This window comes from Chroococcidiopsis sp. SAG 2025 (assembly GCF_032860985.1).
In the GTDB taxonomy this organism is placed as follows: Bacteria; Cyanobacteriota; Cyanobacteriia; order Cyanobacteriales; family Chroococcidiopsidaceae; genus Chroococcidiopsis.
Genome location: NZ_JAOCNC010000003.1, coordinates 106,366 through 125,932, shown reverse-complemented (window position 1 = coordinate 125,932; position 19,567 = coordinate 106,366). Strand labels below are relative to the sequence as shown.

The window sequence follows — 19,567 nt, the reverse complement described above, 5'->3', positions numbered from 1 at the left end:
AAGGTAGAAGATACATTCAACAACGTAGAAAGGATGATTAACAGAAAATCTCTGAAAACAGGAGAGATATGCGATACGGCATTCCATCAATGGTTCCGTTTAAATTCTTAGCCTTCGGTATGGTTGCCACTGCGATTATCAGCATTGGCTCAACACTAGAGCTAATTAACCAAACCAACTTGGGACATACTCACCCATCGAACGAGCAAAATTCAGTTGAGGGCGATCGCAAGTAGATGGTAAGGAGCGAATAGGTAACATTTATCATGTTCAAGCGACAGGTTAATGGTAGTTGTATTTGTGTCTTCTGCGATCGCCTAATTTCGGTTAACAAATCAACTTGTCCTCATTGCGATCGCAAAAACCCCAGTTTGTGGGGCTATTCCCGTAGTCTGCGCCGATTGGGTAAAGATCTTGGCTTTACAGCAATTGTAACTTGGGGATGTATTGCTCTCTACCTAACAACACTTCTGATCGATCTGGGGAATATCCGTAATAGTGGAGCATTCGATTTTTTAGCACCCAGCCCTCAAAGTCTAGTCATGTTTGGTGCTACTGGGGCAATTCCAGTGTTTGAACTGGGACGTTGGTGGACATTGCTAAGTGCGGGTTGGTTACATGGTGACTTATTACATATTGCGTTCAATCTGCTATGGATTCGGAATTTAGCTTTTGAGGTGGCTGAGGCATTTGGTTCGGGACGATTGGTAATTATCTACACTGTTGCAACTGGGATCGGTTCTCTTTCCAGCAGTCTTGTCGGACACTTTTTTCCAGATGTGCCGCCTATTTTTCAAGGTGCTGATGTTTCAATTGGAGCATCTGGAGGTCTGTTTGGATTGTTAGGGGCATTAGTTGCCTATGGACAAATTACAAGAAACCTCATCGTCAGGCATCAAGCTCTCACCTATGCCGTAGTAATGTTTCTGTTAGGGTTCATCATGCCCAATACCGATAACTGGGGACACTTTGGCGGTTTCTTAGGAGGATATCTAGTAGAGCTTGGCGTAAATTCGGCTATGCTTGATAGGTTCTCCTGAATAAGTCAAGCGCCTTGCCGAAATCAGCCCCTAAACCTCTGACGTTAGATGAAACCGCACGTCAACAACTCAAACAATTAGTAGCTCGACATCGCACCCCCCAACAAATCGCCATGAGAGCCGAAATCATTCTGCTGGCAGACGAGGGATACAATCACAGGGAGATTGCCAGCAGGCTGAATATCAGTCGGGACATGGCAAGGTTATGGCGAGAACGATGGTTAACCTTAAGCGAGAAAGATTTGCCTGTAGAGGAACGGTTGCAGGATGCGGAACGTCCGGGAACCCCTGCAACATTTAGCCTGGAACAAATGCTGCAATTGTTTGCTTTAGCCTGTGACAAGCCAGAAACCTACGGGCGACCCATCAGTCATTGGACACCGAGAGAACTGGCAGATGAACTGGTCAAACAGGGAATTGTAGAGCGGATCTCGCCTCGGCATGTGGGACGATTATTAGAGGAAGCGACGCTCAAACCACATCAGTCCGGTTACTGGTTGAATCCCCCCCCGACCCTGCGTTCGACGACAAAGTCACCGTCATCTGCGATACCTACTTGAGTGCCTCAGAACGAGCCAAGGCAGGAGAACGAACCATTAGTATTGACGAAATGACCGGAATTCAAGCGCTGGAGCGGAAAGCCAAAAACCTGCCGATGCGACCAGGCAAGCGAGAACGACAGGAGTTTGAGTACATTCGCCACGGCACCCAAACCTTGATTGCTAGTTTCGATGTTGCCAGTGGACAAGTGATTCATCCAACCGTTGGAGAGACTCGCACCGAGGCAGACTATCTCACCCATATCCAACAAACCCTGGCAACGGCTGCCGATGCTTCCAAATGGCACCTAGTGATGGACTGCTTAAACATCCATCAATCAGAATCGTTAGTACGGTTTGTCGCTCAAGTTGAACAAATCACTGATGACCTGGGGATTAAAGGCAAGCAGGGCATTCTCAAATCCATGCACACTCGCGCTGCTTTTTTGAGTGATCCGACCCACCGAATTGTGTTTCACTTCACTCCCAAGCATTGTTCCTGGTTAAATCAGATTGAAATCTGGTTCAGTATCTTAGTACGGAAGCTACTCAGGCGAGCCAGTTTTACCACTCAAGCTGATTTGAAAGCGCGTATCCTTGAATTCATTACCTATTTCAACCATACGATGGCAAAACCATTCCAGTGGACATATAAAGGTAAGGCACTGGCTGCTTAACGGTAGGCGTATTTCCGCCAACCTCTACTAGTTAGCATGATGGGCGGTTTAGACCCACGTTATCGAGAAGGTCTGCGGCATTTGCTTCTGGCGATTATCTGTTTTACACTTACAGCACTTAGCATCATAGCATCTATCATGCATTCAGTCAGCATATGACCGTCGTTGACAAGTTTCAACAATCGTCAACAGATTTGCGAAATCGAGCTGAATTACCCGATAGATATTTGGAGAGACAAAAAGCTAACAGGTAAGAGTTTCAAAATTACCCCCAATTTTATCATCGATTGTAGGCATCTCCCATTTCTATAGAACTTTGAACTAGAAACAAAAGAGGAAAAATGGAGTTAATGACTAAACTTGCTCCGCCTGCAAGAAAAAGTAGCGGTAGCGAGAAGACAATTGTCTTTTCTAATAGCGATCGCGATTTGTTAACTCAAACAATAGCATTAGGTTTACCGCTTCAATTCGAGCAATTTGACTTAAATTTAGATTTAGACAGACTCATCCAAAAACCGTGGGGCTGCGAGTATCGAATCTACGCTGACAACTTTTATGACATCTGGCAGTTAAACATTTCGCCTGGGCAGTCAACCTCAATGCACTGTCATCCTCGTAAAGAGACTGTGCTGTTATGTTTGGAAGGTAAGGCAAGATTTCAGACATTAACTGAATCTCACGCGCTCGAAACAATGAGCTGCGTTCGTATCCGCAAAGGTACGTTTCATGCTACTGAGAACATTGGTAATTCCCCTTTAAATTTAGTGGAAATCGAAACCCCCCGAAACAAGTTCGATTTAGTTAGAGCCAAGGATAAATATGGGCGGCAACGTCACGCCTACGAAACGCAAACCTTAGAGCGCAAGTTAACCCAAATGGAACGAGTCGATTCGATCGCTGATGCCAAACTCCGAACGAGTTGCATTGACAATAAATACCGCTTTGGGATCGAATCTGGGATGGACATCGTTCGCCGTCGCGATCGCAACTTAATCTTTATGATTTCCTTAGGACTGGATCGGGCGATCGCTCAAGATATTCAAGTATTTTCGGCTACTAGCCTACCTAATTCTGCATTAGAAGAAGACAATTTCTACTTTACGATCGCTCGCAATCTGTAATCTATCAAATAATCGGAGAGACAAATGTACAACGCAATTATCATCACTGGTCCTGGCTTTCAAGATCACGATGTTGTCTACACCTACTACCGCTTAAAAGAAGAAGGGTATACAGTTGATGTTGCAACCAAGGGAGGAGCTTCAGTTAGCGGTAAATATGGGGTTCCATTGCCAATGGATAAAACTGCTAACCCGCTCATTTCTTTTGACGATTTGTCTGTCGATCGATATGACGTTGTGATTCTTACTGGAGGACACGAAGCTCCAGATCGAGTTAGGCAAGATAAGAAAGTTTTGGAGTTTGTTGCTCAGATGAACGCAGCTGGAAAAATTGTTGCAGGTTTATGTCACGGTCCTTGGATCATGATTTCAGCTAAGGTTCTTAAAGGTCGGACTGTCTGTGCTTACGTCGGTATGGTAGATGACATGGTTAATTCAGGAGCCAACGTCATTGACGCAGATGTGGTAACGGACGGAAATATCATTACCTGTTCTTACTACGGTCAAGTTGGAAAGTTTATGAAAGCTGTCTTTATAGCAGTTGAAAAGCTTACTACGACTACTAAAACGCCAGAACTCGCACTCGGCTAACTACACGAAGTAGCCTGTAGTGATTTTCAATTCTGATACACAAGCCAGTCGTCGAAGGGGCGACTGGTATAGGAAAAATACTCATGCGAAAAGTAATTGCTTTAGATTTTGATGGCTTAATTTGCGATGGATTGAATGAATGTATTCTCGTTACCTGGAATGGGTATTATGGTAAGGATTTATCTGCTTTTAGCGATCGAGGACTAGCATCTATACCAGTCGAATTTGTCGAACGATTCAAGCATTGTCGCAATTTTGTCAAACATCTCGGTCATTTTATCGTTCCATTGGTTGACTCTACCACTCCGATTGTCTCACAAGATGACTTCCAAGCAATTTACGCGGCGATCGCGCCGGAAGCTGTCGAGCGATTCATGAAGAAAGCAACCGAGTACAGGCATTGGAGTCGTCAGGAAAAACCGGCAGAATGGTTGCGTCATCACAGTCTCTATCCAGGAATGAAAAGGTTTTTATCTCAGACTGACCTATCTATGACATATATAGTAACTGCTAAAGATAGTAAATCGGTGAGGGAGATATTGAGCAGTGCTGGAATTAAATTTGATGAAAGCCGGATTTTTGGCGAACAAAAACTAAAAATTGCAGCTTTACAGCAGATTACAGATTTGGAAAAGATTCCCCCTTACTGCCTTCATTTCTTCGATGACAACGTTCTAAATGTGGTAGAGGCTCAGAAAGCTGGGTATAGCTCTTATTGGGCAACATGGGGTTACAATGCACCCCACCACTTTCACATTGCTCAAGAAAGTTCTATATCGAGCATCAGTCTCACAGAGTTTCTGGAAGATCGAATGGAGCCGTTACACAATAGACATCTCCAAAATAGTATATTCTAGGGTAGAAGAATATCAAAACAAGTTTTTTACACGAAAACATGAGTCATATACTGAGTTACATTGAATCGAATCCTCAAGAAACCCAGAGATTGATAGGTTTGAAACACGAGCAGTTACAAATATTAATCAAAAATGTCACGAGATTACACAATGAAAAACAAGCTTTATCAGAAGCTAAGAAAACTAGAATTATTGCAGGTAGAGGTGGTAGAAAACCTAAATTGTCACTCGAAGAACAAATAATTTTAACTTTGGTTTATCTTCGGCATCTGACGACATTTCAATTGCTGGGTATCCAGTTTGGGGTAAGTGAGTCTACTGCAAATGATACATTTAATTATTGGTTACCACTCTTGGAAGAATTATTACCATCTAGTTTAATTGAACAAGTGAAAAAAAAGAATCTGATGCTGAACTAGTTCAAGAAATGCTCACAGAATATGAATTAATAGTAGACAGCTATGAGCAAGCCAGAGAAAGACCTGGAGACAACAAAGAACAAGAAAAGTACTATTCTGGCAAGAGAGGCAACCATACATTTAAAACTCAAATGATTATCTTGCCATCTGGCAGAGATATTGTTGATGTTGTGGCGGGACTCCCAGGACCAAAAAGCGATATAACTTTGTTCCGAGAAAACCGCGATCGCTTCGCTTCAACACAAAAATTTAAGGGAGATTTAGGATATTTAGGAGAAGATTTAATTGCCACTCCGATTAAAAAACCGAGAAATGGCAAATTAACAACAGCTCAGAAACAAGAAAATCAGGAGGTTTCAACAAGAGCGAGTATTTGTCGAACATCGCATCCGTTCGGTCAAAATATTTCGAGTTGCCCAAGAAAGATTTCGACTTAATTCCCAGAATTATGAACGAGTGATCCTGACAATTTGCGGCTTAGTCAGATTCCGAATTGGCTCGCTAATATTACCTACGTAGAAAAGTGTAGAATGTTCAAATAAAAATCATTTATTATTACATCTTTTCCTTTTAGTTCTTAACTAAAACCATCTCAAACTCTGATTCGCTCGTGGAAGCTAGCTAATTTTTGAACTAAGAAGTGCAGGCTGTAAGCTATTCACGTCAACGTGTTGAATATTTTTGGAGATGTCTAATAATGAAGTTTTTGCATTCAATGTTCTTTCAAGCATATGCGATCGTGCAAAAAAGCCAGTTCAAGATTGGCTTTCTTTTTAACGTTTTTTAACAACCAAGTTCAACCAAGTTACTTTCAGCTAAATAAGTCTAGAAAAGATTGAGTTCTTGGCATGTGAATATCTGATTTTCTGAAAGCAAGCCAAATAACATTCTTTACAGCTTTCACAGGATTTAATATCAGTGTCAAGCGATTTTCCTTAATTGAATTTTCACATAAATAGTCGGGTAAAATACTAATACCTAGCCCCAATTCAACAGCTTGACGGATACCTCTGAGGTCAGGAATAATTATTTTTGGATCGACAGCAATCCTTCTACCAAACACAGTACGCCAAAAACGTCTAATAATTGGTAGCTGTTCGCTGTAAGAAATTATTGATTGACTACGCAACCATTTTTCGAGATTCTTTAAGCCTTCGCTTGAGGTATCTAGGGCATTTGGTATGTTTACATCTTGTAAGTTTATATCTTTCGGTCCGACTAGCCAAAAGTTTTCCTCAAAAAGAGGTTGGTATACTATTTCAGCCTTTTGAATTTGGAGTGTGGAAATTACTAGATCGAGGTTACCGGAAACTAATTGTTTAATCAAATTCTGTGCTAGTCCGAATGTCACCGTGTAGTAGTTACTATCACTTTTAGGTAACCTGCTAAGAATCTTTTCTACAAAAAACTCTTGCGGCGCACCGAGTCGAACCAGTTGGGATATAGAAGCCGATGACATTTTGCTAACCACGGACTCAAGCTGCTCGATGGAATCAGCAATTTGATTGTAGAGCCGCATACCACCAGAGGTCGGCACCATATGTCTTGGGGTTCTCTCGAAGAGGCGAATTCCAAGAGCTTTCTCCAAGGCAGTAAGGTGTTGACTAACAGCTGGCTGTGTTAGATTCAGCACTTGCGCGGCACCTGAAACAGTACCAACTCGGTAGACCGCTATGAAACTACGATACCATTCAAAACTAACCATAAATATTATTATAGTTAAGTCTAAAATTCATAATTTGATTTATGCTCGGACTCTACCTAAGATGAAAGAGACAGAAAACCAACTGTCTCTCATCTCTCTAAAACTCTCTATTCAGAGCTAATTGAAACTTGTAGAACTATTCATCGACCAAAACCTTTGACCTCTTATCTCTTCCCCTCATTCCCTAGTTGGCGATCGCAGTGTAGTAAATTTCTCTGTCTCAGTAATATTGCGGAAAGTGTTCAAATAATTAATACATAGTATAACTCAACTCCACAAACTCTGATGATTTCTCAAAAGCTTGTAGCGACTAAATCTACTCCTCCAGGTGAGTCTAGCGAATCTGCTCCTCTAGTTTTCAATAAATCTGCTTCTCTAGTTGAGGAGAATACCTCAATAACTGTAGAAGTGACTCAAGCAGATACTTTAGAACCACTAAATCCCGATGAACAACGCGATCGCGCTCGGTTGGAGTTGAGGGTAGAGCGGGCATTCTATCTGGCAGGTAGGGCACTTGCTCAATTACGGGATCGACGATTGTATCGCAGTACTCATAAAACGTTTGAAGCATACTGCCGCGATCGCTTCAACTGTAGTAGCGATGCTGCTTATCTAAAAATTGCTGCGGCTGAGGTTTACGACAATATTCAGAAATTTTTACCGACCAACGGTCGGCAAATTCCCATGCCAACCAAAGAGCGTCAGGTACGAGATATAGCCAAGGCAGATTTAGAACCAGAAGTGCAGGCGGAAGTTTGGGTACGGAGTGTAGATGAAGCTGGAGGTAACGTTCCCAGCAGTCGTGTCGTCAAGGGGGCGATCGAGCAGTGCAAAGAAAAGCCTTTATTACTAGTTCAAGATGAATGTCAAGTAGGCGATGTCTTCAATTTGGTTAGACTCAAAGGTCAGGAAAAGAAATATAACGGCTGTTGGGCGATCGCAACAGAGCTAACAGACTCGACGGTAACTGTTGAAGTACACGACACCACTTTGATTGTGGAATCAGAAAACTTGGAAAGGATTGACTCACCAAATGTTCGGCAACAGTTATCGCAAATTTTGCAGCGGATTAGACGAATAGCCAAAGTCGATTCGCTTGACCGAGGTGCAGCTAACGTTCTCAAAGATTTAGTCAGGCAAACTAATTTAACTCCTGTGGAAGAAGGTTTGTTGTCTTGGTTAGAGAAATACTACGGAGTCGTCTGATGCATATGCGCCCCCCATTTGTTCGCTATCTCTATTAGTTGACAATCTTCAGGGTTAATCGCAAGCCAACAAAAGCACTCTTTTTACTAACAGTAGCTTTACCCTTGCTATATATCTGAGAGGTAAAATATGGAACTTTTCTATCGAAGTATGACATACGATCGCCATCCTAATATGGCTCCAGGTCGTCCATTCCGACAAGTTCGCGAACCAGGAGCGGCTTACTTCCTATATTACCGTGGTGAAACCTATAGGATCGATCCTAATACCAAACCTGGAGAACCTGCACGCCCAGCAGTTTACAAGGCGATCTATCGGGGCGTTACCTTTAACCGTAGCATAGATAATCCTAGATACAATCGTTACCAGAGCTGCGATCGATCGCATAACAGTGATTCCGTTAAATTATCAGACTCAAAGATTCTCATTCCCGAAGGGAGATGTTTTGAAATTAGTAGTTAGTTGGCTCTCGCATCATGTTATTTAAAAAGAGACATATGCAACTTAGCTATCGTGGTGTAGCCTACGAGCGTGATTCTTCTGTTCGAGTTTCAGACGCTCGATTGCGTCAATCACCTGAATTTAGCAATACCAATTGCCGTAGATATCGTGGTGTAACCTATTGCGTTGCTCCTCATCCCACTCCTACCCAAGTACCTGAAAAACTAGCAATTCATCAGTTGATTTATCGGGGCATAACCTACTACAAGTTGGTTTACTAAGTATCGCCTTATTCGTTAATAGAAATGTTAACAGATGACTTGTAAAGAGTACCTAGAGAGGTTGTAGTCTAGCTGGAATCAGATTTTAGGCTAAAGTCAGTTGATTCATCACACATTTACTCAAAGGAGTACACTCATGTCTAAGAACACGGGCAAGCGACATTTAAAAAACCTACCACTCTCTGCTCAACACTCGGTAAATCAAAACCATATATTAATTCAGAAGTACCTGCAAAACCCTTTTTCGATTTCTTGGTCGAAGCTGGTAGCTCTATTCAAGGGCGCTCAAACTCTAAACTGCTCGGAAGCGATTGAAACAGATCGATCTCAACAATTTGAACCTGACTCGCAACAACATAAAACTAGCTCAATTCGACAGCAGGATCTGTACCCTCACTTCGCAGACCGAATTGACCCGTCACTTTACTACTCCATTTTCTACTCAGCACCATATTGGTAAAGAGCTTATCTAATACTAGGAGGAAACCAACAGTACTTATTATTGTTTGGGCTTGGTAGCGTTCCTCTTGGTTTTTGGATGATATAACAAAGCTCGCTCTTAAAGTTTGTAGCATTGATGTTCATCTATGCCTTTTACTAATGAGAGTGCAGTATGGTGAACACTTTTGTCCAAATGTTATTTCTTGGAAAACAGCTCCTAGAGGAGGTTTTGAGAAATTGACCGATGTTAACCATACCCCGCTCCTAGTAGTAAATGGACAAGATCGATCGCAAATACGGGATTGGGAAGTGATCCCTCTTTTGTTACTTGCGTCGGAGCGAATTCTGAAACCCATACACAGTAAGAGTTTTTCATTTTGACGGCTTGAACTTTCTTCTGTCACTTCAGCCAGACTAAAATGGGTAAGAAAACCACCTATTCTTCTGCTAAAGCATGGTTGAGCCACGTCCTCCCATAACCACTGTGAGTTTTATCGATGACTACTGCAACCACTACCAAAACCTGTTTGCTGATGTGCGGAACTTTGAAGCATTTAAGTTTCTCCACATAGGGATAATTTCAGAACTGCCGCGCAAATCCTAGAGCGCGATTGCCAAGACTGTTGGACTATCAAATGCTCAATCGTTACATCATACGCCCGCAACGCACTCCGTGGCAGGTGGAACAGTTTCGGGCAAGGCGGTTAGAGTTGATAAAACAATTAGTTGGCAAACGTTCAATTATCCTGTGTATTGATGAAACAGGCGACAAAAAAGCCGGAAAAACCACTGATTATGTGGCCAAGCAATATATTGGGAATTTGGGTAAAACCGATAATGGAATTGTATCAGTGAACGCTTATGCAGTCGTAGATAACATCACGTACCCATTACTATTTAAGATCTTCAAACCACGCTCTCGATTGCAAGCAGGTGACGTGTATAAAACTAAGCCTCAATTAGCAGTGGAAATTCTGCAAGAACTTGAGAAATGGCAGTTCCAGATTGAGTTAGTACTAGCAGATAGTTTATATGGAGAAAGTGGAGATGTAGTTCAGGAATTCCTTCGCTTAAAACTCCGATTTATTGTTGCGATTCGTAGTAATCATAGTGGATTGATAGCACCAGGTCAGAAAATTCGTTACAACCGTTGGCGTGCATACGTTCAACCTCTCTCTCATCGACCAGATGAAACCCGCTAGAGAGCGCGAAATTGTCTGTGGCAAATCCCGTTCAATTCGCTATTACGAAATCAGTAAAACAGACAACCCAACCGCAAATCCGCTTGAAACTTGGTTGATTATGACTAACTACCATTCATCTTGGCAGTTACACCTCGGAAAACGCGCTTATCCTTCGAGGTTGGATTGAGTATGGATTTAAGCAGGTAAAAAACGAACTCGGTTGGGCGGATTTTCGAGTCACTGACTATACTAGCATTGAACGGTGGTGGGAAGTAATTTTCAGTGCTTATTTATTAATTAGTTGGCACGAAGAGTGACTTTCGCACCAAAGCTCAGTCTCATATTACTCAATCTACTTCAACTTCAACGTCTAAAACCCCGTTTGAGGAGCATCCGCGTTGGGAAGCTGGTACAAACTGGAAGAGTGCTTTGAACAATTTACGTTTACGGGCTTCAGCCGTTTATCTTTTGGTGTTTACTCCAACTGTGGTTGCAAGTTCTTCCCATTCCAGGACTTAAACGTGGCTTCTTCAAACTGATGACTTGTATGAATGACTTTCGTACTGCCCCAATTACTTATGCTCAGCTCAATTCAGCTTGACTTTTATTTTAATCTCACCGTAGTGACAGAAGAAAGTTGAAAATGACAAAAGAGCAAAACCCTTATCCAGCAAGGTCTTTAGATTTTACTCTTCCTAAAGCAACAAAAGAGGGATGAGATTGAGTTATGGCAGAATTTTGGACTGTTTGGTTAGTTACCCTTTCTTTCGGGTTATATATTTACATCGGATGGCGATCGCGCGTCAAAGATAGTTCCGGCTTTTACGTCGCTGGGCAAGGTGTCCCCCAGATTGCAAATGGGGCGGCGACTGCGGCGGATTGGATGTCGGCGGCTTCTTTTATCTCGATGGCGGGGTTAATTTCGACTCTGGGCTACGATGGCTCGATTTATTTGATGGGTTGGACTGGCGGTTACGTGTTGCTGGCACTCCTACTTGCTCCATATCTGCGCAAGTTTGGTAAGTATACCGTGCCGGATTTTGTCGGCGATCGCTACTACTCCAACGCCGCCAGGTTAGTCGCGGTTGTTGCTGCTTTATTTGTCTCTTTAACTTATGTCGCCGGACAAATGCGAGGCGTGGGAATTGTCTTCAGCCGCTTTCTCCAAGTCGATATCAGCATGGGCGTGATTATTGGGATGGTGGTGGTGGCGTTCTTCTCAGTTTTGGGGGGGATGAAAGGTATTACCTGGACGCAAGTAGCCCAGTATGGTGTTTTGATTGTGGCTTATTTGATTCCAGCAGCGGCGATCGCTTATATTCTCACTGGCAATCCAATTCCGCAACTCGCCTTTACTTTTAGCGATATTGTGGGCAAGCTGAATCGAATTCAGTTGGATTTGGGTTTTAAAGAGTACTCGCAACCATTTGCTAACAGATCTCAGTTGGACGTGCTGTTCACTACCCTCGCCTTGATGGTAGGGACGGCAGGACTACCCCACGTAATTGTTAGATTTTACACGGTTCCTAATGTCAGAGCAGCGCGTTATTCGGCAGGTTGGGCATTGTTATTTATCGCCCTACTTTATACCAGCGCTCCCGCCTTGGCAACTTTCGCTCGTTACAACTTAATTAGCACTTTGCACAACCAGCCAATTACCGAAGTGCGACAGTTAGACTGGGCGAATAAATGGGAAAAAACCAAGTTATTAACCTTTGACGACAAGAATAATGATGGACGAATTGAGCTAACACCAGATAAAAATACGAGCGAAATTACGATCGACCCCGATATTATTGTCTTGTCTACGCCAGAAGTGGCTAGGTTAGCTCCTTGGGTGATTGAACTGGTTGCTGCTGGGGGATTAGCCGCAGCTTTATCTACGGCTAGTGGTTTGCTGTTGGTAATTTCTAGTTCTGTTGCCCACGATATTTACTACCGCATCATCAATCCCAATGCCTCAGAAACCCAAAGGGTGTTTGTCGGTCGAATTATGGTAGGTTTAGCCGTCGTACTGGCGGGGTATTTTGGGATCAATCCGCCTGGATTTGTGGCGCAAGTGGTAGCGTTTGCCTTTGGCTTAGCGGCTGCTAGCTTTTTCCCCGCAATCGTGCTGGGGATTTTTGACAAACGCACGAATCGAGAAGGGGCGATCGCGGGGATGATAGTTGGTTTAATCTTTACTCTGTTCTACATCGTCGGGGCGAAGTTTTACGGGATGCAACCTTGGTTATTTGGGATTTCTCCCGAAGGGATCGGCACTGTCGGGATGATGATTAACTTTATCGTTACCCTGATCGTTTCCCGCCTGACTCCACCACCACCAATTGGCGTACAAGAAATGGTAGAAGATTTGAGATCGCCTGCTCAAGTGGAATTACCCGTTAAAATATTGCATTAATTTTTGTCTTGTAGGGGTACTAAAGGGTGCGCCCTACCATGTTTCGATAGTTTTAGATCGAATAAATACCATGTCTCATAGCTCTCAAGTTAGTTTTCAAGCTGCGATTTATTTACAAGTTGTTTTTCAAGCCATTATTTACTTGGCAGCTAACTATACGAATAACGCATTAGAGAATGCTAATACTGCTCTATTAGAAGCTCGGCAGGCTACGTTGTTGTTAGAAATGGTAATGACTGAATGCAGTTTAGATCGAGTCGAGCGGCAAAATCTACTGAAACTTGAAGTAGCATACACAGACCTTGATTTTTTTATTGAGAAGTTACTAATAGCGTTAGATGCTCTCAGCCCACAATCGTCCGATAACGAAAATTTTTAGGGCATTCTTATAATTCATCTTTGGATATGTGCTCTATTCCTCTAGAAGACATTCTAGTTTTGATTTTATGAGTTGACAGAGATTAGTTTATGGCTTCCCAAGCTGCTATTACTTGAAACAGATTTTTGTTCTACTACTAAATTTCTAAATTCCGGGTGCGAGTAGCAATGGATACTGTTGGCGAAGTCGAAAAAAGCTGTCATCTGGGCGGTTCAATGAGCGCGATGAAGCGATTGAGAGCTTTTTGAGCAGCTTTATATCCAGGGGCTTGCTTACCTAACTTGAGGTCAAGCAAAACACGATCGCGTTTTGCCTCAAGGTCTGGGATCTGGGGGAGCACAATTGTCGCCCGCTTCACTCGCTGTACGTTTTCTTGACTCAGGTCGTGTATCTCCGCTTTGAGTCGCTCTATTTCCTCATTCTGCCAAGTATTACATGGCAGCTCTTTGAGTTCGTTCCGTGTAATCCTCGGTAGGACTTCTTCTTTTGGCTGTGTAATACTTGAGCGGGGCTGCTCCCTAACAATCTGCTCTAAATAGTCAGCTCTAGTTACGCCTGAGCATTCAGCAGCAATGCCCAATGCCCTCCAGGTTTGATCGGTTAGTCTCAAAGAGCGGACCTTACGGTAATCTTCGTTTTTGAGCGCGAACTTCCCCTGGACATCACGTTTCATAGCCATTTTCCATGTATTACACCGTAATTTTAATCTCTTAGATGAAAAACGCTCAACCGTGTATTACCAGGTTAAGGATGATTCAGATGCGCTTGGGAGCCAGAATCTTCACGAAGAAAGCTTCAAGTTGGAGCTAGGGCAGCAAATCGTGAGGTTCTGGTTTTTGCATGGGGAATACCGCGCAACCAGGCAACCACGCGAACTAGATTAATTGCTACAGCCGTCATAATGTGCTGTAATCGGGCTTTTGCCAAGCCAATGTAACGTGCTCGCCGCAGACCAAAGGACCGAATCCCTTGTGATATAGTCCCTTCAACTCCAGCCCGTCGGTTGTAGCGTTGTTTCCATTCCGCTGTCTGTTGTTGCTGTCGAATCGATTGAATAGCTTGATGTTCAGCCTGGGGGCGCAATCTAATGAATCGTGGATCGGTTTTTGAGCCAGTGCATAAAGACCGAGAATTACAGACTCGGCAGACTGGGCGAGAAAACTTGACGTTAATTCCAGCATTACCCCACTTATCGTCACTGGGAGTCCAAGTGGTACTTGTTTGACCTTGAGGACAGGTAACTGTGTGCGCATCCCAGTTGACGATAAATTGACTATTATCGTATCCACCAGAAATTTTAGCCTGCCAACTTGTATTCGGACGTACAGGACCAATGAGATCTACTCCATGCTCGACTTTACTACTAATCAGCAGCTCTCCATCAACATAACCAGCATCTACAATATGCTCTGTTGGCAGCAATGCTTTAGCGGAAAGTGCTTCATGAATAGGCTCTGTCTGCTCCACATCAGAAAGATGGGCATGGGTTGTCTCCACATTAGTAATTAGATGAACCTCGTCAACATCACATGTTTCAGTAATGTGCACTTTATAGCCCGTCCAAGTGGTAGAGCGCTTGTTGCCATAACGGGCATCAGGGTCGTAGGGGGAGTCAAAGCGGTTGCCTGCTGGTGGTAAGTCTGCTTTCTCCCGCCAGCACACTTGACCATTCTCCATATAATATTGATGCACCCACGTTTGCCGGAGAATCTCCACAACGGGTATTTGCCGTAGCCATTGAGGTGTTGTTTCATCATCGTAAATAGCTATCAACAGATGCATTCCGTCACAGCCAATAGTTTGGGCGTACTCCTTGCGTGCCGCAATGCCTTTGGGCAAACGATATTCGTCTACTGCATGCCCATAGCGGTCAAACCACTCCTGTGGAATCCAGGAACACAACCAGTCGGCAGCAACGGTAGCCAAAGTGTTGAGTGCAGCACGCAGGGTCTCGCCTACGCTTTCAAGTCGGTTCAGGGTGCGGATGCTCGCCAGCACATGTGTTGAGTCGGTGCGCTGTTTCCCTCTTGCTTTCAGCCAACCCCGCTCCTTGAACTGCTTGAGCAGCGTATCCAATAACTGTTGCTCGCTACCTCCGGCAATTAACCGCGCTCGAAACTCGCACAGTACACTAAAATCAAACCCAGGGTCAGTCAACTCCAAAGCTAAGACATATTTCCAATCGATTCGGCTGCGGACTGCCTCTGCTGCTTGCCGATCTGACAGTTCCTCCATAAATTGCATCACACAGATTAGCACTAAGCGCCAAGGACTAAAAGCTGGTTGCCCATGTGTGGGAAACAATGTTTCAAAATCTCGATCATTATAGAGAGTTCCTATTTCGTCGCGCATGGTGATGTAGAGATTACCTTTGGGAAAGGCAGCGCGAGCGACACGCACCGTTTGTTCTGGAACAGGGCTGGTTTGAGGTTGAAGCACTTCGACGATTCCTCCAGCTGCTTCCCCAATCGATGGGGGTTAATGCTAGCACCTTAGTATTTTCCCATGCCTGCCCTTTTTTGACTTCGCCAACAGTATCCATTGCTACTCGCACCCGAGGATGCGATCGCTTGTGGTAGTTATGTAAATTCAACTCAATAAATTTAGGGGTAGATACAGGAGCTTTGTAAAGTCTCCCCTCATTCACCCCTGTTACCGTGCAAATTTAATAGCTACGAAGCTATAAAGCCATGAATCATATTTTTGTAGCTGCTTAATAAAAAATAGCAAATGTTGGAAGTTCAACCCAACTAGTTGACTGAAATAACTGATGTTACAGAACTCAAAACACTATTATTTACGAGGACATTAACATGAAATTCGATTTTAATTCGGCTAACTACTATGGCATTGAAGATGTCTGGCTCCCCCTGTCTGAAGGGATATTGGACTGGAATAAAGATTCCCACCAATTAATGCTAAACGACGAACTCAGGATGAATTCCTTTAAAAGGGCTATTCAGGAGGTGATCCAGCCAGGAATGATAGTTATAGATGTAGGAACGGGTACGGGAATTTTAGGATTATGGGCATTAGAAGCAGGAGCCAAACATCTATACGCCATTGAAATGAATTCTGAAATACTTCCTGTTGTCGTCCGAAATTTTGAAAGAGAATTTCCCGGTAAGTATGAGGTTTTTAACAAGATTTCCTATAACTTAGAGCTACCAACAAGGGGAGATGTAATCATTTCTGAAATTCTGGGGAATCTGGGGGACAATGAGGACTGCGTGCCAATCTTAACAGATGCGCGTCATCGCTTTCTAAGAGAAGGCGGAATAATGTTGCCGTCTAAAGTATGTAGTAAATTAGTACCGATTGACTCGCTCAAAGTGCACCAGCAAGTCCAGTCAAGAAATGTAAAAAGCATTTCAGGCTATACCATAGAAACCCTCTTACAAAGACTTGCAATTACGAACCAGTTCGACCTCTACTATGATGCAATCCTACCAAATACAAGTCACCTGAGTACCCCCCAAGTAGCCAAAGAATTTAGATTCGATGGAAGCGATCGAGATACTTACGAAATCTCTCTTATTTTCACTGTAGAAGTAGATGGTATTTTCACTGGATTAAAAGGTAGTTTCGTCGCTCAACTTTCGGATTCAGTCATTTTAGATATATCGAAGAGCGACGATTTTTCCTCAGTCAGATGGAAACACGCATATCTGCCGATAGAAACTCCGATAGAGGTTAAACGTGGCGATAAAATTTGTCTTGCTTTTAGTCGCTTCTGTTCTAGCGGAGGTTTACCATTTGCACAAGTTTATAAGGAAAGTGTCAGAACTGAGATCTCACTATTTCTTATTGAGAATTCGACTTCACATCTTTTCCTAAAAACTTAAATCCTTCGCTAGGTTTCTTGGAGTTTTTCTCAATATTATTGAGAATAAAGACTTGAGATCTCAGTCCTGACGCTTTCATCTGTGGGTGATGTTATAGATTGGTTGGTAAAGTATAATGAGTAAAAAGTTTGGTTAAGTCATATGACTGTTCTGGTAGCGATTGAATGTCCTCATTGTCACAGCACAGAAGTCACAAAACACGGTAAATCACCAGTAGGCAAACAACGTTATCGCTGCCAAAACTCGGATTGTCCCTACCGCACTTTTGTTCTCACCCAGACTTATCCAGGAAGAACACCAGAAGTCAAGCAGCAAATTGTCCAGATGACTCTCAACGGCAGCGGAGTGAGAGATATTGCACGGGTGTTACATGTTAGTCCCACAACAGTCATTCAGGAATTAAAAAAAACTCGCACTCCTCAAGCAAGTGAATCAGAAACTTTTGCAGTGGTTAAAACCTGAGAGTATAGAAGTGGAGATTGTACGAGTTGAAGAGCCAGAAGAAGCTGGTGTGGAAGAATCTTCGCTGGACGAGATGTGGAGTTATGTAGGTAAAAAAAGCAATCCTAGGTGGTTATGGCACGCAATCGACCGCCAAAGTGGAAAAGTTTTGGCTTACGTGTTTGGTCGCCGAAAAGATACAGTGTTTCTCCAACTTAAGAAGTTACTGGAGCCGTTTGGAATCAAAAGATACTGTACAGATATTGGGGAGCATACGAACGACATTTACCAGCAGAGTGTCATGAGATAGGTAAACGGAAAACTCAAAGAATTGAACGAAAGCACCTGAGATTAAGGACAAGAATTAAACGGCTAGCTCGCAAGACAATTTGCTTTTCCAAGACAGAAGAGATGCACGATCTCGTGATTGGCTTGTTCATCAATTGCTATGAGTTTGATTTACCCGTTTAAAGGTTAAGCAACCGATCTATAACATTACTTACAGATTTATCGGCTCAACCGATGCAAATCTTGCAATGGTTTCGCTCTCGCTGGCAAGTGGAAGTCACCTTTGAGGAAGTCCGCTCCCATTTAGGAGTGAAGACACAACGCCAGTGGTCTAACTTAGCAATTTTGCGGACTACTCCTGCTCTATTAGCCTTATTCTCGATTGTAGTAATGCTGGCAAATCAAATTCAAACTCAGTATCCCTTTGATTTACCCAACACTGCCTGGTACCGCAAGTCTTCCCCGACTTTTGCCGATGCTATTGCCCTAGTGCGTCAACGGCTATGGCAGTTTCGACTTTTTCAATTGTCTGATAGAGAGACTGACACTGTAAATATCCCACGAGTATTCTTCAATTGTTGGTCTGACTTGCTCTGCTATGCTGCCTAATGGATAAAGTCGAGATCAGAGGATGTACGAAAAGTATAGAATCTGGGCACCACAGGGAGCCTAATATAACGTCAGTTCGGGATAAGGAAAGGACTAGCAGCTAAGCTGAGAAATACCTATGTATCAGCTCACAAACACTAGTCCTATGTCCAGTTTAGAAGAACTGTTTTGCGCGGTAGATGACTTTTGCCAAGCATTTGAACCACGATGGCAGCAACAACTACTGCATGATGGTTTACGTCGGCGCAGTCGTACACGCCAATTGTGCCTTAGCGAAATCATGACAATCCTGATTGCCTTCCACCAATCGCATTATCGTAACTTCAAAGCCTTTTACGTTCAGCAAGTTAGCTTGCATTGGCACAAAGAGTTTCCCAGGCTAGTGAGCTACAATCGCTTTGTGGAGTGGATACCATCGACATTGTTGCCTTTGAGCGTTTATTTGTACAGTTGCTTTGGGCGTTGTAGTGGTATTTCGTTGATGGACTCTACGAGTGTGCGCGTTTGCCACAATCGTCGAATTCAGCAGCATCGGGTATTTGCTAATTTAGCTTCTCGTGGAAAAACTTCCGTAGATTGGTTTTTTGGCTTCAAGTTGCACTTGGTCTTCAACGATTGTGGAGAGTTGTTGAACATGACGCTGACACCAGGAAATACTGATGAGCGACGACCAGTGTTCAAGCTACTGCGGCGCTTGTTTGGTAAGGTGGTGGCTGATAAGGGCTATATTTCTCAGACATTGTTTGAGCGATTGTTACGCGAGTGCGGAATTCAGTTGCTTACCAAACCACGGCGCAATATGCGTAATCGATTGATGCCATTGATGGACAAGCTACTCTCCCGTAAACGTGCCATCGTCGAAACTATTATTGACCAGTTAAAGAATATTTCTCAAATCGAACATTCTCGCCATCGTAGCCCGCTCAATTTCCTGGTCAATTTGGTTTGTGGTTTGATTGCTTATTGCCATCAGCCTAAGAAACCCTCTCTGCGTTTAGATGGCTTTTTTCTCCCTGCTGCTTAACCCGAACTGACGTTAATATATTTACAGCTTTCAAACGATCGACAACAGCATTGCCTGTTTTATTCGCATCGTCAGGAT

The 19,567-nt window shown here is 43.3% G+C and carries 23 protein-coding genes and 1 pseudogene; 20 read left to right on the top strand and 4 right to left on the bottom strand.

Going from position 1 to position 19,567, the window contains the following annotated elements; all coding sequences use genetic code 11:
- Positions 1-68: 68 nt before the first annotated feature.
- The 9 genes from N4J56_RS35365 to N4J56_RS35325 all read left to right on the top strand — a co-directional run bounded on the left by N4J56_RS35365 (position 69) and on the right by N4J56_RS35325 (position 5,681).
- Positions 69-236 (top strand): hypothetical protein, encoded by a 168-nt coding sequence (locus N4J56_RS35365; RefSeq protein WP_317111420.1) that lies wholly within the window; start codon positions 69-71, stop codon positions 234-236.
- 30 nt (positions 237-266) lie between these two features.
- Entirely contained in the window at positions 267-1,040 is a 774-nt protein-coding gene (locus N4J56_RS35360; protein ID WP_317111419.1) for a rhomboid family intramembrane serine protease, read from the top strand.
- 14 nt (positions 1,041-1,054) lie between these two features.
- Positions 1,055-1,600, top strand: coding sequence for a helix-turn-helix domain-containing protein (locus N4J56_RS35355; protein WP_317109060.1), 546 nt, complete (start codon positions 1,055-1,057; stop codon positions 1,598-1,600).
- A gap of 50 nt (positions 1,601-1,650) precedes the next feature.
- The gene (locus N4J56_RS35350) at positions 1,651-2,256 is read left to right on the top strand and encodes an IS630 family transposase (RefSeq protein WP_410500594.1); all 606 of its coding nucleotides are present in this window, start codon (positions 1,651-1,653) and stop codon (positions 2,254-2,256) included.
- A gap of 350 nt (positions 2,257-2,606) precedes the next feature.
- Positions 2,607-3,377 carry a cupin domain-containing protein gene (locus N4J56_RS35345; RefSeq protein ID WP_317111418.1) on the top strand — a complete coding sequence of 257 codons (771 nt, stop codon included), beginning with the start codon at positions 2,607-2,609 and terminating at the stop codon, positions 3,375-3,377.
- Between the two features lie 24 nt (positions 3,378-3,401).
- Positions 3,402-3,968 carry a type 1 glutamine amidotransferase domain-containing protein gene (locus N4J56_RS35340; RefSeq protein WP_317111417.1) on the top strand — a complete coding sequence of 189 codons (567 nt, stop codon included), beginning with the start codon at positions 3,402-3,404 and terminating at the stop codon, positions 3,966-3,968.
- Between the two features lie 83 nt (positions 3,969-4,051).
- On the top strand, positions 4,052-4,825 hold the full coding sequence (locus N4J56_RS35335) for a hypothetical protein (RefSeq protein ID WP_317111415.1): 774 nt from the start codon (positions 4,052-4,054) through the stop codon (positions 4,823-4,825).
- A 98-nt stretch (positions 4,826-4,923) separates the two neighbouring features.
- A complete protein-coding gene (locus tag N4J56_RS35330) occupies positions 4,924-5,244 on the top strand; it encodes a transposase family protein (protein ID WP_317111413.1) in 321 nt (106 codons plus the stop codon).
- Positions 5,245-5,252: 8 nt separating this feature from the next.
- Positions 5,253-5,681 (top strand): transposase family protein, encoded by a 429-nt coding sequence (locus N4J56_RS35325; protein WP_317111411.1) that lies wholly within the window; start codon positions 5,253-5,255, stop codon positions 5,679-5,681.
- Between the two features lie 374 nt (positions 5,682-6,055).
- On the opposite strand, the gene N4J56_RS35320 is transcribed toward N4J56_RS35325, so the two are convergent.
- Positions 6,056-6,949 carry a LysR family transcriptional regulator gene (locus N4J56_RS35320; RefSeq protein WP_317111409.1) on the bottom strand — a complete coding sequence of 298 codons (894 nt, stop codon included), beginning with the start codon at positions 6,947-6,949 and terminating at the stop codon, positions 6,056-6,058.
- A gap of 285 nt (positions 6,950-7,234) precedes the next feature.
- Here N4J56_RS35320 and N4J56_RS35315 point away from each other — a divergent pair, with 285 nt between their 5' ends.
- From N4J56_RS35315 to N4J56_RS35300, 4 genes are all read left to right on the top strand, one after another.
- Entirely contained in the window at positions 7,235-8,155 is a 921-nt protein-coding gene (locus N4J56_RS35315) for a hypothetical protein (protein ID WP_317111407.1), read from the top strand.
- A 129-nt stretch (positions 8,156-8,284) separates the two neighbouring features.
- Complete coding sequence (locus N4J56_RS35310; protein ID WP_317111406.1) at positions 8,285-8,617, top strand: DUF4278 domain-containing protein; 333 nt, start codon at positions 8,285-8,287, stop codon at positions 8,615-8,617.
- A 35-nt stretch (positions 8,618-8,652) separates the two neighbouring features.
- Positions 8,653-8,877 carry a DUF4278 domain-containing protein gene (locus tag N4J56_RS35305; protein ID WP_317111405.1) on the top strand — a complete coding sequence of 75 codons (225 nt, stop codon included), beginning with the start codon at positions 8,653-8,655 and terminating at the stop codon, positions 8,875-8,877.
- A 136-nt stretch (positions 8,878-9,013) separates the two neighbouring features.
- Complete coding sequence (locus N4J56_RS35300; RefSeq protein ID WP_317111403.1) at positions 9,014-9,337, top strand: hypothetical protein; 324 nt, start codon at positions 9,014-9,016, stop codon at positions 9,335-9,337.
- A gap of 417 nt (positions 9,338-9,754) precedes the next feature.
- Here N4J56_RS35300 and N4J56_RS35295 read toward each other — a convergent pair whose 3' ends face one another.
- Positions 9,755-9,886: a hypothetical protein gene (locus N4J56_RS35295; protein WP_317111402.1), complete on the bottom strand. Its 132-nt coding sequence runs from the start codon at positions 9,884-9,886 to the stop codon at positions 9,755-9,757.
- Positions 9,887-9,929: 43 nt separating this feature from the next.
- Between N4J56_RS35295 and N4J56_RS35290 the strand changes: the two genes are divergently transcribed.
- The 3 genes from N4J56_RS35290 (at position 9,930) to N4J56_RS35280 (ending at position 13,282) form a co-directional block, all read left to right on the top strand.
- On the top strand, positions 9,930-10,520 hold the full coding sequence (locus tag N4J56_RS35290; protein WP_317111401.1) for a transposase: 591 nt from the start codon (positions 9,930-9,932) through the stop codon (positions 10,518-10,520).
- 709 nt (positions 10,521-11,229) lie between these two features.
- Positions 11,230-12,903: a sodium:solute symporter family protein gene (locus tag N4J56_RS35285; RefSeq protein WP_317111400.1), complete on the top strand. Its 1,674-nt coding sequence runs from the start codon at positions 11,230-11,232 to the stop codon at positions 12,901-12,903.
- Between the two features lie 70 nt (positions 12,904-12,973).
- Positions 12,974-13,282, top strand: a complete 309-nt coding sequence (locus N4J56_RS35280; RefSeq protein ID WP_317111399.1) for a hypothetical protein — start codon at positions 12,974-12,976, stop codon at positions 13,280-13,282.
- A 199-nt stretch (positions 13,283-13,481) separates the two neighbouring features.
- Here the strand turns inward: N4J56_RS35280 and N4J56_RS35275 are convergent, their stop codons facing one another.
- Both N4J56_RS35275 and N4J56_RS35270 read right to left on the bottom strand, forming a co-directional pair.
- Positions 13,482-13,955 (bottom strand): hypothetical protein, encoded by a 474-nt coding sequence (locus tag N4J56_RS35275; RefSeq protein ID WP_317111398.1) that lies wholly within the window; start codon positions 13,953-13,955, stop codon positions 13,482-13,484.
- Positions 13,956-14,077: 122 nt separating this feature from the next.
- Positions 14,078-15,721 (bottom strand): IS1182 family transposase, encoded by a 1,644-nt coding sequence (locus N4J56_RS35270; protein WP_317111397.1) that lies wholly within the window; start codon positions 15,719-15,721, stop codon positions 14,078-14,080.
- 374 nt (positions 15,722-16,095) lie between these two features.
- Between N4J56_RS35270 and N4J56_RS35265 the strand changes: the two genes are divergently transcribed.
- From N4J56_RS35265 to N4J56_RS35250, 4 genes and pseudogenes are all read left to right on the top strand, one after another.
- Positions 16,096-17,127 (top strand): 50S ribosomal protein L11 methyltransferase, encoded by a 1,032-nt coding sequence (locus N4J56_RS35265; RefSeq protein ID WP_106216286.1) that lies wholly within the window; start codon positions 16,096-16,098, stop codon positions 17,125-17,127.
- 141 nt (positions 17,128-17,268) lie between these two features.
- Positions 17,269-18,039: pseudogene (locus tag N4J56_RS35260) on the top strand (IS1 family transposase).
- A gap of 51 nt (positions 18,040-18,090) precedes the next feature.
- Positions 18,091-18,465, top strand: coding sequence for a hypothetical protein (locus tag N4J56_RS35255; protein ID WP_106216285.1), 375 nt, complete (start codon positions 18,091-18,093; stop codon positions 18,463-18,465).
- A gap of 145 nt (positions 18,466-18,610) precedes the next feature.
- A complete protein-coding gene (locus N4J56_RS35250) occupies positions 18,611-19,489 on the top strand; it encodes an IS982 family transposase (protein WP_317111394.1) in 879 nt (292 codons plus the stop codon).
- Positions 19,490-19,567 lie beyond the last annotated feature (78 nt).